The following is a 14113-nucleotide window of genomic DNA, read 5'->3' as shown; positions in this document are numbered from 1 at the left end:
ACAACTGTGGCCTAGACCACCGATGGTAGGACGATTCTCCCAGCAAGCAACAATTGGCACCAAACCGGGGGTTCGTCCCTGCCCCGAACTGGGGGGTCGTCAGGGGGCCCGCTTCCCCCCTGCCTCCCCCGTGAGGGTGGCTCCCAACCGCCTGGACGTGGACGTATCCGCTCGCCCGCGACTCCTGGGGCCGAGGTGTCCCTAGTAAAGAGGGCGAGGACCGGGGTCTCGCCCCCTCGGCCCCCTTCGGCCGCCTCGGGAGTCCGGGGCCTCGCGGCCGGTCATGGCCGGGTAACGTTTCGGTGTTGTTTTCCCCTCCCTCTGCCGGGGGAGGCCCTCCTCCCCTTTTCGCCGGGCGCGAGCCGTACGACCCTGGTAGGGGACCCTGAAGAAGGAGGGATCGACGTGTACGCGACCATAGGCGACCGACTCCTGGTCCACGGAACCACCGTGGGCGACAGGGATCGGCCCGGCTTGATCATCGAGGTGCGCGGACCCGACGGATGCCCGCCGTACGTCGTTCGCTTCGACGACGGGCACACCGGATTGGTGTTTCCCGGTCCGGACGCGATTGTCGTCCCAGTTCAGCGGGGATCATAAGATCCGTTAAGTGAAATCGCAGACGTTCGAGGTGAGCACGGGAACCAGGGAACGGGTGCATGACATCACCCGGCGGTGCGAGGAGTTCGCGCGGTCGTGCGGGGGAGACGGGCTGCTTCACGTGTTCGTCCCCCACGCGACGGCGGGGGTGGCGCTGATGGAGCTGGGCTCCGGGAGCGACGAAGATCTTCTCAGTCTGCTGAGCGACCTGCTGCCGGCCGACGAGCGGTGGCGGCACGCCCACGGCTCGCGCGGTCATGGCAGGTCACACGTGATGCCGGCGTTCATCCCGCCGCACGCGACGATTCCGGTGCTGGACGGGCGGCTGGCGCTGGGGACATGGCAGTCAGTCGCTATCGTCGACCTCAACGTCGACAACTCGGAACGGCGTGTTCGTTTGTCGTTTTTGTCCGAATAGCAGATAACGGTGCGGGTCACCGGTCGTGGCGACCGTTGACGACGATGGGTCACAGCGTGTGGACTGTGCCGAAGCGGCCTCGCAGGGGCCGGTAAACCGCATAGGGCGGGGCCATCCAAGCAGGAGGGATAAACGTGAGCGCGACCGCGGGTCAGGCGCAGGGCGAGCGCGGCCTGGCCGAGCGACTCGGTCTGAAGCCGGGTCAGGTGGTGCAGGAGATCGGCTGGGATGAGGACTCCGATGAGGAGCTTCGCCAGTCGATCGAGGAGCTGACCGGCAACGAACTGGTCGATGAGGACTCCGAAGAGGTCATCGATGTCGTGCTGCTGTGGTGGCGCGATGGGGATGGCGACCTGTTCGACGCCTTGAGTGATGCGATGGCCGGACTGGCCGACGGCGGTCAGATCTGGCTGCTGACTCCCAAGGTGGGACGGGAAGGTCACGTCGAGCCCAGCGACATCGGGGAGGACGCCACCACGGCCGGTCTCTCCCAGACCAGCAGCGTCAGCGCGGCCCGCGATTGGTCGGGTACGCGGCTGGTCGCTCCCAAGGGCCGCCGCTAGGTAGAGCTCTTCGATTCGCTTCCCCTGCCGTACGGCTGACACAGGCCGTACGGCAGGATGATGTGCGCTCGCGGTCATCCGTTCATCTTCTGGGCACTTTCCGCGGGGAAAGGACTGGCATGGCAGTCGAGGTGGGCGACAAGGCCCCGGACTTCGAGCTGAAGGACCAGCACGGCACGCCGGTGAGGACCGCCGACCTCCGGGGGAGGCGAGTGGTGCTCATCTTCTACCCGCTCGCCTTCAGCGGCATCTGCCACGGCGAGCTGTGCGCGATCCGTGACGAGTTCGTCGCCTCGGCGCCGGAGGACGTCCAGGTGCTGACCGTGTCGGTCGACTCGGTGTTCACCCACCGGGCCTGGGCCGACCAGGAGGGCTTCACCTTCCCGCTGCTCTCCGATTTCTGGCCGCATGGCGAAGTAGCGCGAACGTACGGTGTCTTCGATGACGAGAGGGGTCTCGCGCTTCGTGGCACCTTCGTCATCGACGGCGAGGGCGTGGTTCGGTGGAAGGCAGTGAACCCGATCCCCTCGGCGCGCGACATCTCCGAGTACCACAAGGTGCTTGAGGAAATCTCCAGGTGATGTGCGCCGGGCGATGACCTGGCGAAGACGAAGGCGGTGGCGACGATGCCCTGCTATCGGTGCGGGGTCCGGCAGACGGACCCGGTGCGTGGCGCGAGCCCGTGGCGGCGAGGGGTTCGCCGTGAAGCACAGGTGCTCATCTGCCCGGCTTGCCAGCGTGAGCACGATCTCGATCTCGACCACTGCGGATCATGCGGCTCCACCATGCTGATCTGCAGGCTGGGGGAGGTGGAGTGCCGGTCCTGCGGTTCGGTACGGCTCGCGCACTCCTCGGAGTCCTCGCTGGTGAAGGCCGGGGCGCCGGGTCTGTCGGAGGAGGTCGAGGCCGCACTGAGCCGCGTCCTGGGAAGGCACCCCGCCTCCTGACCTTGCGATATGACCCATTTAGTAATCTTTGCCGCCTTTTTCCGGTTTTGACTCATGCGCGCTTATGGGCAAAACTGCGCGGGAATGCGCAACACGCCCCGGTGCCTGCCACGGCCGGCCCTGCCGTGAAGATCGTGAAAGAGGGGAAGAACTCGGTGTACGAGTCCAGCCACTTGAGTTCCCCCACCGGCCCGGGGGCGGACGCGTGAGCGCCGTCAAGGCGGGCTCCTATGTCGTCGCCCTCGACGTCGGCGGCACCGCCATGAAGGGCGGCCTTGTCGGTTCCACGGGCGAGGTGCTGCTGACCGACAAGCGCGCGACCCCTCGTGCCGAGGGCCCCCTGCGCGTGGTCGAGGCGATAAGCGCCTTCATCGACGACCTCGCCGAGGCAGGCCAGGGCAGCCCGTCCGGCGTCGGCCTCGCCGTACCCGGCCTGGTCACCTCCGGCACGGCCGTCTACTCGGCCAACATCGGCTGGAAGGACGTCCCCGCCGCCGACTTCACCTCGCTGGAGGTACCGATCCGGCTGGGCCACGACGTACGGACGGGTGGGCTCGCCGAACGCGTCCTCGGCGCCGGCCGCGCCGAGCCGGACTTCCTGTTCCTCCCCATCGGTACGGGAATCGCCGGAGCCATGATCATCGCCGGCGAGCCGTACGGCGGATCCGCCGGATGGGGTGGCGAGATCGGGCACATCCCGGTCTTCCCCGAAGGCGAACGCTGCGCCTGCGGCCAGGTCGGCTGCCTGGAGACCTACGCCTCCGCCGCCTCGGTGGCCCGCCGCTACGGCGAACGCCGCAGCCGCGCCACCTCCGTAGGCGGCCTCAGCGCCCCGTCCTCCAGCGGCTCCGGCAGGCCGATCGCCCCTGGCGGTACCGGCATGGAGCCCGCCGCTGGCGGATTCGGCAGGCCGATCGCCCCTGGCGGTGCCGGCATGGAGGCCGTCGCCGGCGGCTCCGGCACGGTCGTCGCCTCCGCGGAGGACGTCGTGGCCCTGGCCATGCGCGGCGACCCGGACGCCTCCACCGTCTGGGACGAGGCCCTGGAGGCCCTGTCCCTCGCCCTCGCCTCCTACACGCTCCTTCTGGACCCGTCGTCGATCGTCATCGGCGGAGGCCTCGCCGAAGCGGGCCCGGCGCTGTTCGAGCCGCTGGCCGAACGGCTCGAAAGCAGGCTCACCTTCCGGGCGGTCCCTCCGCTGAGGCGGGCCGCCCTCGGGATGAGCGCGGGCATGCTCGGCGCGGCCCTCCTGGGCTGGCAGGCCGCCGGCATCCCCGACGCGGGAGCCACTTGGGCCCTGGATGTGCTCAGGTCGCCTTCTGTACCGTAAGGTGTAGCCCGTCCGCGCTCCGCGAGGGGCGTCCGGGGCGCTTAGCTCAGCGGTAGAGCACTCGCCTTACAAGCGAGGGGTCACTGGTTCGAACCCAGTAGCGCCCACCAGCCAAAACACCCCCGCCAGAGATCTTCTGACGGGGGTGTCGTGCCATTAGCGTGCCATTAGCTTCGCGATCATGGCCGTGTGGACCGTGATCCTTAGCTCTGTTCACTTGTCGGTCCCGGCTTCTTCGATCATGCTGTTCATCGCGTCGGCGATCTTCCGGTCGGCCTGTGCCGTGCTGTGCTGGTAGATCATCGCGGCGCGCACGCTGTCGTGCCCCATCCGCTCCATGAGATCGCGGAGGCTCGCTCCGGACCCGGCCGCGAGAGTATTGCCCGTATGCCGGAGATCGTGGAAGTGCAGCCCGGGGAAGCCGATCTTTCGCGTGGCGTCCGCCCAGTTGGCCGCCCTTCGGAAGTTGCTCCGCCGGAAGATGCCGCCCCGGGCCCCTGTGAAGATCAGCGCGTGGTCTCCCGGGTCGGTGAACTTAGCGAGGTGCTGTTCCAGTGCGGGGATGATCCCCGAAGGGATCGCAACGGTGCGCACACCGGCCCGTGACTTGGGCGGACCGACGATCAGCTCTCCGGTGTCCAACTCGACATGCTGTTGCCGAACGCTGACCGTGCCTGCTCGCAGATCGAGGTCCATCCGCCGAAGGGCCGCCACCTCGCCCCATCGGAGGCTCGCGAACGTGGCCAGCAGTAGAAGCGCGCGAAGGCGTTCCGGCATCAGGTCGGCGAGCTTGAACACCTGGGCGACCGTGAGCACCGGCCGTTCCTCCGGCTTCTCTTCGCCGGCCCCTTTGATCCGGCACGGGTTGCGCGGGATGATCCGGTCGTCGGCCGCCGTCATCAGCACGGCCCGCAGGAACCGGTACGACTTCGCCACCTCGGACGCGCCCACACCCTTGCCGACGAGCGTTGCCCGCCACTCCCGCACCACGGCCGTTTCGATCTTGCCGAGCGGCACGTTGCCGAGATGCGGCACGATGTACCGCCGAAGAAGACCCCGGTAGATCTCGACCGTGCGAGGCCGCAGGCTGGTACGTTCTCTGATCCACTTCTCGGCGTACTCACCAAGCTTGACCTTCGACCGCTGAGGGTCGGTCCAGTCACCCGTGATGAGCTTCGCTTCCACGAGCGAGAGCGCTTTGTCGGCACCGCGCTCAGTGGCATAGGTCGACTCACCGGTTCGAATCCGCCCGTCCGGTCCGGGATAGCGGATCTGGAATCGGCCAGACGGCAGCTTGCGGATGCTGCCGAAACGGCGACGTCCGTCCTTGTTCGCCATCAGGCAGCCCTCCCCGTTGCCGAAAGGTCTGGGACGGGTTGTCCGTCTGCTCGTGCTTGGGCTTGCTGGAGAGCTGCGCGCCATCTCTGCCGTTCGGCGATCTCTTTGAGGAGCCGTTCAGCCAGGGACGGCACGTCACGATCGGCCGGAGTGACCACCCGCCACAGGTATCGGTGCGGGTCTACTGGTTCGGACTGATCATCGGTTGCCGAAAGCCCGAGCTGTTCCAGCACCCAGGCCCGCCGGTCCTGCTTGTGCTCCGACAGCGTCTTGCCAGACCACTTACGCGAGACCAGGACACGACGGCCGGCGTAGCCGAGGTGCTCAGGTTTGTGAGCCTTGGACCGGCACGAGCCCGGACGCATCCCCGGTTTGGCGCCCTTGGGCTGTACGCCGTAGCGCAGCCAGTTCGGACAGGTCGGCGCACACGGCTCGTAACGGAGCACGTTCATGAGCCGTTCCACGTGCGCCCGCACAGCTTCGCTCTCGGAGGTGTGACACTCGGCCAGAGACTTGGTGAGGTACTTCGACAGGTAGTACAGCCCGAGATCGGCACCGGGGGAGCCGGCAAGCACGCCCTTGACGTCGACCTGTTGGCCGAGGCGCACGACGTGCAGGGGTTCGGCGTCCTCGTCGGCGTCGAGCACGTCGAGTGCCTGTTCCCAGGTGGGCAGCAGTTCGCCCGTGGTGGGGTCGAGGTAGTCGCCGGCCTGCCCGTCCTCACGGTCTCCGGCGTGCTCATCGGCGACCCAGACCGGTAGGTGTTCGCCCTCGAAGCGGACTTCATCGCACGACGGCCACCACACCTGGTGGTAGGTCGCCGCCGCCACGGCCTTGACCTCGGCCCGCGGCATGGTGCCCCGCACGGCCATGTGCAGGTGCGGCGCGAGACGGCGTTGAGGTTCGACGGTGGCGAAGTACTGCAGGTCATACCCGGCGACCCGGCGAAGGTTCTGCACGAACCGGTCAACCAGTTTGGGGAAGTGGATCGCATCCCTTGCCGCCCGAACGTAGTCGTATGTGGAGGGGTCGACCGGAGTGCCGTCCGACTTCACTTTGCCGTAGCTGTCGCAGGTCAGGGTGATGAACAGCGACGGCCGGTAGACCCTGCCGTCCGAGGCGGCGAAGGTGCGTCCAACGGTGCGATTCTCCCGCTGCCGTTTGGGCAGATCGGGAGCGTCCTGCCGGCGACGAGTCGAGCGCGAGCGCCGCGGCTTGCCCTCCCCAGGGACGACGCTGCCCCGCACGCCGGAGGTGGCAAGCTCGTCTTCCAGGGTGGTGATCACCTCATCCCACACCGCTGTGTCCCCGCCGGTCTCCTCGGCCAGCTCGCGGAGCACATGGGCATCAGCCCGTTCCTCGATGAGCCAGAGCTGGCGTTCGGTCGGTTCGTTGGGTTCGGCGACCGGTTCGGCCTCCAGATGCCAGCCCTCCCGGCATTGGGCCTTACGGAGCTGCACGGCCCTACGTGCGCACGGCTCGCACTTGCTTTCCAGCGTCGCGCCGCACGGGATGTTGACGATCTCGGTCTTGCCCGTCTCGGTGTCGGTGCGCTTGAGCGGGATCGGGCGAATGCAGACGCCGTGCTGTTTGGCCACCTCCTCGATGACGTCCAGGGCCATCGGCATGGACTGGCGTACGGCCCGGGGGATGTTGCGGTCGTTTGGGTTGATCACCGGGCACCACCGTCCTCACAGGGCAGGGTGATCGCGGTCTGACCGCATTCGTGGCACTCGACCAGGCCGCGGACGGGGTCGAGCCAGAGCATGTTGAGCGTGCGGCACATCGAGCAGCGCAGCCCGTCGAGGAAGTGAGCCAGCGTCATCGTGCCTCACCCACCCCGGCGAACTGCTGCACCATGGCGCGGATCGGAGTCGGAGACGAACGCCGCCCGGACCCGCACCGGTTCGGGAGAGGCTTCCAGCCGGACGTACCCGACGCCGGCCCCGCGTGCGGGGGTCGAGGAGATCTGATCGGCCAGCGCGCCACGGTCCCGCGCCCCGTCGCCGAGCACGAGGTCTACCTGTGTGGGTTCGTCGAGCCGTAGGGCGATCTTGTCGGGGAACAGGTTGCGGATGCTCAGGATCTCTTTGCGCGGGTCCTGGAGCGCGGCCAGGACGCCGACGCCGACCGCTCGACCTTGCGTGGTGAGCGTGGCGAGGGCCGAGCTGATGCGTTCTTTGAGTTTGCGGTCGGTCTGGTAGGCGGTGAGGAATGCCACCTCGTCAACGACCACCAGGACGAAGGGATCCTGCACGGTGGGGACGTGGTTGCGCTGGATGCCGGCGAACCGGCCCGCGCGTTCCTGCATGACCTTGACCGCTGCTTCGAGCAGATCGGCGCAGTCGGCCGGGTCGGCGGCGTACCGGTCCCCGAACAACGCCCGACCGTAGGACAGCTCCATGAGCTTGGGGTCAAGCGCCCACACCTGGACCAGCCCGGCGCGCATCGCGGGGAGTAAGCCGCGGATTGCCGACCACAGCCACGAGCCTTTGCCCGCACCGGTCGCGCCGGCCACCAGGACATGAGTCCCGTGCAACTTGAGCAGGTACAGGGCGCCGTCTTCCCGCAGGCCGATCGGGACCGCCGCCACCTGTACATCCCCCGTGATGGGTAACGCGGGGATGGGCGTAGCGAGCAGATCACAGCGAGGGAAGACCAGCGTCATACGGCCGGGCTTGCTGAGTTTGACCCGGCATTCGGGACCGGCGAACCCGTGGGCGAGGTTGTCGGCCTTGTCCTGCCAGTCGGCCGCAGCCTGCCCCGACAGCATCTTCACCGTGACCACATCAGCCGTCGCGGTGCAGGTGACCTTGAGCAGGCGGGGAAGGTACTCACGGCCGCCCACGTGCTTGGCCAGGCCCGAGACGACCATGACCGGTTGCCAGTGCCGCCGGTAGGTCCACATCCACCGCCACCACGCCCGAAGCCGCAGCCCCATCCAGACGGTGAATGAGACAGGATCGGTCAGCCGCCACCCGGCCAGGGACGAGACGACAGCGACGACGACCACCAGGGCGACGCGCCACCCGTACAGCAGGCATAACGCCACAGGGACGGCCACGACCAGGCAGGCGATCGGGTGCCGCCACACCATCCGGATCAGGCCCACGACGGTCCGGAACAGCATCGAAAAGATGGTGAAAATGGCCGGGGTGTTGACCACGACCGGGCGGAACACCAGCGAGTTGGGGACGGTGGAGACGATGTCCCGGGTGTAGTCACCGGGGAGTTTACGCAGCATAAGCTGAACGCCTCTTCTCGTGAACTTGAGTCTCAGGGGGAGAGAGATCGGGGGCCGCCGGAAGTTGGCGCTTCTGGCGGCCCCGCCCGAAACGATCAGGCCACCTTGGCCGGCGACGCCTGCTCAGTGGTGTTGTGCTCGATGCGCGTGGCGTGCTCGTCGCGCAGTCGCTCACAGTCGGCCAGGAAGCCCGCCGCAGCCTCCAGCAGGCCCCGGGCGAACTTCACGTGCATGTCGGTCACCGTCGTCTCGGCGGTGAGGCCGATGCTCAGGTGCGAGTCGGCGAAGTCGACCGACACGAACGACGCCGGGGTGTCCCTGGCCGGGAAGTAGGACACCCGGGCATGCTCGTCGGGGTAGACATGCATACCCACCCGGGGAGCTTCGTCCGGCTCCATGGTGATCGTGGTGTAGCTGTAGCCCTTCACGCCGCTTCCTCCTGCCGCTTGGATTCGCGCTTGTTCTGGTTGTGGTGGAGCCGCTCGACCTCTTCGGCGAAGGCCCGCGCCTGCTCGGCCAACTCCCGGGCGAACACCCGCACGGCGTCGTCCACCCGCGTGGCCGGGAGCACGACCTTGACTACGGATGCCCCGGCCGACAGCTCCAAGATCGGCGTGCGGTCGGGGTAGGTGTGGCAGTCGACCGCGCCCCGGCCCTGCACGTGCACGAAGGTCTGCGTCCACGAGACCCCCGACCGGCGGCCCATCACGCCGCGTCCTTGGCGCTCACCGAGGGCTTGCCGGCCGCCCGGGGAGCGCGCATCTCCCGCGCCCGGATCGAGTACGCCAGCCGACCCGTCGCCTGGTGGACATACGGGGTGACCGTCATGCCGTCGAACTCCACCGGAGTGAACGGCAGACCCGCCATCGACGCCGGGGGAACCGGCTGCACCGGGGCGAGGATCTTCACCGACACCGTCTTCTGCGCGGCCTTCACGCTCGGGTCGGCGTCCATCACCGCGACCTGCCACACCAGCTCACCCGTGGTCTTGTCCCGCGCCGGGACGAACTTACCGGCGGTGGAGGCTTCGAAGTCCTTCACCTGCTCGACCTCCCCCACGACGTAGCAGCCGTGCGGGAACACCTGCTCGAAGCCGATCGGGATCGGTCCCTGAAGCGCCATGAACACCCCTCTCAACTGGCCAGCCAGCTTGACTGACCAAGTGTGGATATGTCCATTAAACGCAAAACCCGCTTGGCTAGTCAAGCAAACCAAGCGGGCTAGATCGGGAAACTTGAATTACCGGATCGGGTAGGCGTCCTCCAGCTCATGACGGTCCCCAGGCAACACGGTTTGAAGTACCACCCACGCCTTCCCCGTGGCGTCACACGCCACCGCGAACAGATCCAGCAGCGCAGCCGAACCGGGAACCCCGAGCAGGTCACGCTCCTCCTTGGTCGGGTTGCGCGCGGTCAGGTGCTCGATGATGTGATCCAGCCCCACCCCTGCCGCAGATTCCACCAGCCGCCGGACCCCGTGCGCCAGCTCTCCCGGTTCGGCCAGCGCCGTACCTTCCGCCAGGTGCGCCGGCACCCACACCGCGACGATCTCCGACGGCTCATCGCCCTGATGCACCACCGTCTTACGCAGCACCACCGAGGCGCCCTCATCGGCCCCGAGGTAGGAGGCGATCCGCCGAGGAGCTTTCACCGGCCCGGCCGACACCAGCCGCGTCGTAGCCGGGATCTCTTTACGGTCGAGCAGTCCGCGCCCGGTACGAGGATGCTGCCCCGCAGACAGAGCAGGCCGGCCCCGCACGAACCGTCCCTTGCCCTGCTGAGTGACAATCCACCCGTTATCCCGTAGCACCCCCAGCGCCTTGACCACGGTTGGACGCGCCATCCCGAACTCGGCCATCAACTGGTGTTCGCTCGGTAGCGGTGAGCCGGGCGGGTACTCCCCGGCCTCGATACGCCGTTCCATCTCGGCGATCAATTGCGCGTACTTGGGTGGCGTGTACTCGAACGACATCCGGGGGACCTCACATTCAGCTTGCCTGCCTAATCAAGCACGTTAGCAGGACAGCCAGGCTGTGCGAAGCCCCTACCAGCGGTAACGCGCACCAACCAAAAGCCCCACGAACGCCGCAGCCGCCGCACACGGATAAGCCCCCACGACGACACATCGTGGAGGCTCACACCGCGGAACACTACGAAGACGAGACGGCTCTCCCGTCATCCGGCGCCGTACGCGGACCGGGCAGGCGCAGCCCGTTGCGTCGCGCCTCCACCTTGGATTGCTCATCCAGCCGCGCAGCAAGATCGGTAAGAGTGTCGGCTCCCAGAACGTTTCGGATGCCCGACCTCTCGGTGTCAGCCGACCAGGAATGGTGGCGTATGGCGATCCACCCGCCATGAAAGTCGTGGATCTGCCATGTTCTGCCATGGCGTTGCTGGAGTTGACCGAGGGTAGGAGCGGTCACCGCGCCGCCTGCCAGTCCCGAGCCGTCCCCACCAGGTAGGCCAGCGCCTCGCGGCCCTCCTCCACAGGGAACAAGAACTGTGGCGCGTCACCGGCCGGACGGACGCAGTAAGCCGGCTCACTCTTACCGGTCACGATCGTCACCGTCGCACGAAGGCGGTTATCCGCTCCCCGCACCTCCAGCTCAGGCGACACATAGCCCGGAATCCCCAGGTCATCGAACAGCAGACGCAGCCGAATCACCCGGACCACCAGGCCGCGGATCCCGTGCTTCCGAAGCCCATCATTGAGCCCGCCCAGCAGAGTGCCGTAATACGCCGCAGTCGACTGCGATACGACGGCACTGGCGATGCCCATGTCCGCCTTCCCTCTGCCCTGTTGGCGATCCGGCAAGATCGAGCCCGTCATGCCGCTTCCTCCTGACCGTCCGGACAGTCGAAGCACGCCACCCGGCGAAGCCCCACCGGCTCACCCTCCAACCGAGCCCCGGCATTCGCTCGATGCGCCCGGATGAACCGCCAGCCCTTTCCCCGGCACGCGGCGCATTCCGTCTGGTTCTGCTCGTCCTGTAAACGCATGGGTCCAGAGTTGTGAAAGCCAAGTTGGTAACCCATCCCGAGCCGTTATCCCTTGACGGGATAACCCCAAGTCACCTACCTGTTGTAGGTCGGCGATCGGTAACGACCCGGGGGACCAGCGCATGCGGCCACAGGTGAGCGAGCCCATCGGCCTATCTGCCACGTTCTGGCAGCGCCAAGAAGTATTTGGGGCTCTACGCGCCCGCGATATCGGCCAGATATTCCGCCTGGTCCGCCAATACGGCGGAATGAGCCAAACACGCATCGGTATCGCCGTCAGCCTCAGTCAAGGCAAAGTCAGCGCCATCATGAACGGGTCCGCGCAGGTCACAGCCCTTGAGGTGTTCCAGCGCGTCGCCGATGGGCTGGCCATGCCCGACCTCGCCCGCATCGCTCTCGGACTCGCACCCCTCAGCTCGGCCGCCGCCATCCCTCCTTGGGATACCACCCCGCCACCCGCCGAGCCGTCTCGCATAGCGCCACCTACTGTGGACCTCGTCCGATCAGGGGAGGACGAGGACACCATGAGACGCCGCGACTTCGTGGGACTGACAGGCGCCGCCCTGTTCAGCGCCGTACTCCAGCCCACCCCAACCAGCCGGCCAGCAGACGGCATCGAAGACATCGCCGCCGCCCTGGTCGACTACCCCACCCCGACAGACCAGCCCATCGACCTCGCCACACTGGCCCGCGCCGTCACCCAGGCCAAGAGCACCTACCAGGCATGCCGCTACGCCGAAGTGACCGCCCGGCTTCCCAGCCTGCTTCGCTCAGTACGAATCGCCTGCGCCACGACGACGGGGGATGCCCGCCAGCGGGCACACGTGCTGTCCGCCGAAGCCCACCACGTCGCCGCGTCCATCCTGCTCAAGCAAGACGACAAGGGTCTTGCCTGGCTGGCAGCCGACCGCAGCACCCAAGCCGCCCACGCGTCAGAGAACTCCCTGATGATCGGCTCCAGCGCCCGCATCATCACCCGAGCCCTCATGGACGGCAAACACCACCGCGCCGCCATCACCACGGCCAGCGCCGCCGCCCAGCGCATGGACACCGACCTCACCCGACCGAGCGACAACGACCTATCGGTGTACGGGTCCCTGTTGCTCAGCGGAGCCGTCGCCGCCGCCCAGACCGGAAACCGGCCCACTGCCGCAGAACTTCTCGATGAAGCCGACCAGGCAGGCCGCCGACTCGGCCACGACGGCAACCACATGTGGACCGCCTTCGGCCCGAACAACGTCCTATGCCACCGGGTGAACATCGCCCTCACGATGGGCGACGCCGGCACCGCGGTTGACTACGCCCGCCAGGTGAACATCAACGCCTTACCGATCAACGAGCGCAAAGCCACGCTGCTACTCGACACCGCCCGTGCGTTCCTCACCTGGAACAAGCACGACCAAGCCCTCTACGTCCTACGCGCCGCCGGCGAAATCGCCCCTGAAGAGATCACCGCCCGCCCCGCCACTCTCCGCCTGGTCCGCGACATCCTCGCCACCGCGCCCATCACCGTCCGGCGAGAAGCCCGCGAGTACGCCGAATCCCTCGGAGTGTCCGCGTGAGCAAGGTCCTCTACATCATCGTGTGCGCCGCCGGCTCCGCCGCAGACGTCGACAAGCTCGTCACGCTGGCCCAAGACGCGGGATGGACGGTCCAGATCATCGCCACCCCACCCGCACTCGACTTCATCGACGTACCAGCCCTGGAGAAGCAGACCGGCCGCCCCGTCCGCAGCCAGTACCGCAAGCCGGGGGAGCCGAAGTCCCCCAGGGCAGACGCCATCATCGTGGCCCCCGCCACCTACAACACCATCAACAAATTCGCCCAAGGCATCGCCGACACCTACGCCCTCGGCCTACTAGCCGAAGCCCCCGGACTCGGCATCCCCGTCGTCATCCTGCCGTTCGTGAACTCGGCTCTGGCCGGCCGAGCACCCTTCTGCCGCAACGTCGAACAGCTACGCGCCGAAGGCGTACACGTCCTGCTCGGCCCCGGCAAATTCGAGCCCCACGCCCCCAACTCCGGGGCTGACCACACCGACACCTACCCGTGGCATCTCGCTCTGTCCGCCCTTCCCCCGTCGGAAACGTAGACGGACACAGTTCGGATCTTGCCGAATTGTTCTGTTATGTATCAAGGCGGCGGCTACGCCGCCGCGCGGCCTTGCGCCCGCTCGGCGGCCGGGCATGCGGCCTGGCGGCCGGTCCCGGCCGCCAGCAGCTCAGGCCGTTGCGCAGGCTATCTCTTATTCTGGTTAGCTCACTCGGCGACTGCGCCATGTGCCGACCTAAAGGGCATGGCAATTAAGATGCCTTAAGTGCCCCGCGACAGTATCGTGACACCCGTGGCTCAAGGTGCGAAGACCTGGCGTTCTGGCCGTTTCTGGGTGGCCGGCGCTCCGGAAAAGACCGTAGGTGGTTGGCTGGATCTCTCGGAGCGCTGGCCCCTGCTCATACTCGCGGACCCTCTCACGCCGTCCATGCGGGAGGTGTCTCGGTCGGTAGGATCAGACGGTAAACCATTTGTGACGATGGTCCCGACTGACGACGATGACGCGCGTAGCAGTCGCGTCATCCATGCGGAACCTGTCAAACGTGTTGAGACATCAGGCTACTTGTGTGGTTTGTGGTGAAGCGCCGTCGTCTTGAGACGTGAGTGGTTTGTTGATCCACAC

The 14113-nt window shown here is 67.2% G+C and carries 17 protein-coding genes and 1 tRNA gene; 9 read left to right on the top strand and 9 right to left on the bottom strand.

What is annotated here, in order from left to right:
- The first annotated feature begins 195 nt into the window (after positions 1–195).
- From ACGFIV_RS19680 to ACGFIV_RS19650, 7 genes are all read left to right on the top strand, one after another.
- On the top strand, positions 196–600 hold the full coding sequence (locus ACGFIV_RS19680) for a DUF1918 domain-containing protein (RefSeq protein ID WP_358556979.1): 405 nt from the start codon (positions 196–198) through the stop codon (positions 598–600).
- 10 nt (positions 601–610) lie between these two features.
- Positions 611–1018: a secondary thiamine-phosphate synthase enzyme YjbQ gene (locus ACGFIV_RS19675; RefSeq protein ID WP_358556976.1), complete on the top strand. Its 408-nt coding sequence runs from the start codon at positions 611–613 to the stop codon at positions 1016–1018.
- 134 nt (positions 1019–1152) lie between these two features.
- Complete coding sequence (locus tag ACGFIV_RS19670) at positions 1153–1581, top strand: DUF3052 domain-containing protein (protein WP_358556973.1); 429 nt, start codon at positions 1153–1155, stop codon at positions 1579–1581.
- Between the two features lie 119 nt (positions 1582–1700).
- Complete coding sequence (locus ACGFIV_RS19665; protein ID WP_392836650.1) at positions 1701–2162, top strand: peroxiredoxin; 462 nt, start codon at positions 1701–1703, stop codon at positions 2160–2162.
- 132 nt (positions 2163–2294) lie between these two features.
- On the top strand, positions 2295–2528 hold the full coding sequence (locus tag ACGFIV_RS19660) for a hypothetical protein (protein ID WP_358556968.1): 234 nt from the start codon (positions 2295–2297) through the stop codon (positions 2526–2528).
- A gap of 205 nt (positions 2529–2733) precedes the next feature.
- Positions 2734–3858 (top strand): ROK family protein, encoded by a 1125-nt coding sequence (locus ACGFIV_RS19655; RefSeq protein WP_392836647.1) that lies wholly within the window; start codon positions 2734–2736, stop codon positions 3856–3858.
- Positions 3859–3893: 35 nt separating this feature from the next.
- A tRNA-Val gene (locus tag ACGFIV_RS19650) sits at positions 3894–3968 on the top strand.
- Positions 3969–4071: 103 nt separating this feature from the next.
- Here the strand turns inward: ACGFIV_RS19650 and xerC are convergent.
- From xerC to ACGFIV_RS19605, 9 genes are all read right to left on the bottom strand, one after another.
- Positions 4072–5196: a tyrosine recombinase XerC gene (gene xerC, locus ACGFIV_RS19645; RefSeq protein WP_392836644.1), complete on the bottom strand. Its 1125-nt coding sequence runs from the start codon at positions 5194–5196 to the stop codon at positions 4072–4074.
- Positions 5196–6824: a replication initiator gene (locus ACGFIV_RS19640; RefSeq protein ID WP_392836873.1), complete on the bottom strand. Its 1629-nt coding sequence runs from the start codon at positions 6822–6824 to the stop codon at positions 5196–5198. The genes xerC and ACGFIV_RS19640 overlap by 1 nt, the downstream gene beginning before the upstream one ends.
- A 44-nt stretch (positions 6825–6868) precedes the next feature.
- Positions 6869–7021: a hypothetical protein gene (locus ACGFIV_RS19635; protein WP_358554431.1), complete on the bottom strand. Its 153-nt coding sequence runs from the start codon at positions 7019–7021 to the stop codon at positions 6869–6871.
- Between the two features lie 6 nt (positions 7022–7027).
- Positions 7028–8440 carry an FtsK/SpoIIIE domain-containing protein gene (locus ACGFIV_RS19630; RefSeq protein ID WP_392836641.1) on the bottom strand — a complete coding sequence of 471 codons (1413 nt, stop codon included), beginning with the start codon at positions 8438–8440 and terminating at the stop codon, positions 7028–7030.
- 95 nt (positions 8441–8535) lie between these two features.
- Positions 8536–8868 (bottom strand): hypothetical protein, encoded by a 333-nt coding sequence (locus tag ACGFIV_RS19625; protein WP_392836638.1) that lies wholly within the window; start codon positions 8866–8868, stop codon positions 8536–8538.
- On the bottom strand, positions 8865–9146 hold the full coding sequence (locus tag ACGFIV_RS19620) for a hypothetical protein (protein ID WP_392836635.1): 282 nt from the start codon (positions 9144–9146) through the stop codon (positions 8865–8867). Before ACGFIV_RS19620 ends, ACGFIV_RS19625 begins: the two co-directional genes overlap by 4 nt.
- A complete protein-coding gene (locus tag ACGFIV_RS19615; RefSeq protein ID WP_392836632.1) occupies positions 9146–9562 on the bottom strand; it encodes a plasmid replication, integration and excision activator in 417 nt (138 codons plus the stop codon). Before ACGFIV_RS19615 ends, ACGFIV_RS19620 begins: the two co-directional genes overlap by 1 nt.
- A 117-nt stretch (positions 9563–9679) precedes the next feature.
- Positions 9680–10411, bottom strand: coding sequence for a GntR family transcriptional regulator (locus ACGFIV_RS19610; RefSeq protein ID WP_392836629.1), 732 nt, complete (start codon positions 10409–10411; stop codon positions 9680–9682).
- Positions 10412–10858: 447 nt separating this feature from the next.
- A complete protein-coding gene (locus ACGFIV_RS19605) occupies positions 10859–11269 on the bottom strand; it encodes a hypothetical protein (protein ID WP_392836626.1) in 411 nt (136 codons plus the stop codon).
- 478 nt (positions 11270–11747) lie between these two features.
- On the opposite strand from ACGFIV_RS19605, the gene ACGFIV_RS19600 reads away from it, so the two are divergent.
- Together ACGFIV_RS19600 and ACGFIV_RS19595 are read left to right on the top strand one after the other, a co-directional pair.
- Entirely contained in the window at positions 11748–13001 is a 1254-nt protein-coding gene (locus tag ACGFIV_RS19600) for an XRE family transcriptional regulator (RefSeq protein WP_392836623.1), read from the top strand.
- The gene (locus tag ACGFIV_RS19595; RefSeq protein ID WP_392836619.1) at positions 12998–13531 is read left to right on the top strand and encodes a flavoprotein; all 534 of its coding nucleotides are present in this window, start codon (positions 12998–13000) and stop codon (positions 13529–13531) included. The genes ACGFIV_RS19600 and ACGFIV_RS19595 overlap by 4 nt, the downstream gene beginning before the upstream one ends.
- Positions 13532–14113 lie beyond the last annotated feature (582 nt).

It is taken from the genome of Sphaerisporangium sp. NPDC049003 (assembly GCF_043197795.1).
Classification (GTDB): Bacteria; Actinomycetota; Actinomycetes; order Streptosporangiales; family Streptosporangiaceae; genus Sphaerisporangium.
This window is presented reverse-complemented; position numbering and strand designations above follow the sequence as displayed.

Coding starts and splice junctions, on each gene's coding strand:
- ACGFIV_RS19640 (WP_392836873.1), bottom strand. CDS start 6,824: ATGCCGATGGCCCTGGACGTCATCGAGGAGGTGGCCAAACAGCACGGC.
- ACGFIV_RS19600 (WP_392836623.1), top strand. CDS start 11,748: ATGAACGGGTCCGCGCAGGTCACAGCCCTTGAGGTGTTCCAGCGCGTC.
- ACGFIV_RS19635 (WP_358554431.1), bottom strand. CDS start 7,021: ATGACGCTGGCTCACTTCCTCGACGGGCTGCGCTGCTCGATGTGCCGC.
- xerC (WP_392836644.1), bottom strand. CDS start 5,196: ATGGCGAACAAGGACGGACGTCGCCGTTTCGGCAGCATCCGCAAGCTG.
- ACGFIV_RS19610 (WP_392836629.1), bottom strand. CDS start 10,411: ATGTCGTTCGAGTACACGCCACCCAAGTACGCGCAATTGATCGCCGAG.
- ACGFIV_RS19620 (WP_392836635.1), bottom strand. CDS start 9,146: ATGGGCCGCCGGTCGGGGGTCTCGTGGACGCAGACCTTCGTGCACGTG.
- ACGFIV_RS19605 (WP_392836626.1), bottom strand. CDS start 11,269: ATGACGGGCTCGATCTTGCCGGATCGCCAACAGGGCAGAGGGAAGGCG.
- ACGFIV_RS19630 (WP_392836641.1), bottom strand. CDS start 8,440: ATGCTGCGTAAACTCCCCGGTGACTACACCCGGGACATCGTCTCCACC.
- ACGFIV_RS19615 (WP_392836632.1), bottom strand. CDS start 9,562: ATGGCGCTTCAGGGACCGATCCCGATCGGCTTCGAGCAGGTGTTCCCG.
- ACGFIV_RS19665 (WP_392836650.1), top strand. CDS start 1,701: ATGGCAGTCGAGGTGGGCGACAAGGCCCCGGACTTCGAGCTGAAGGAC.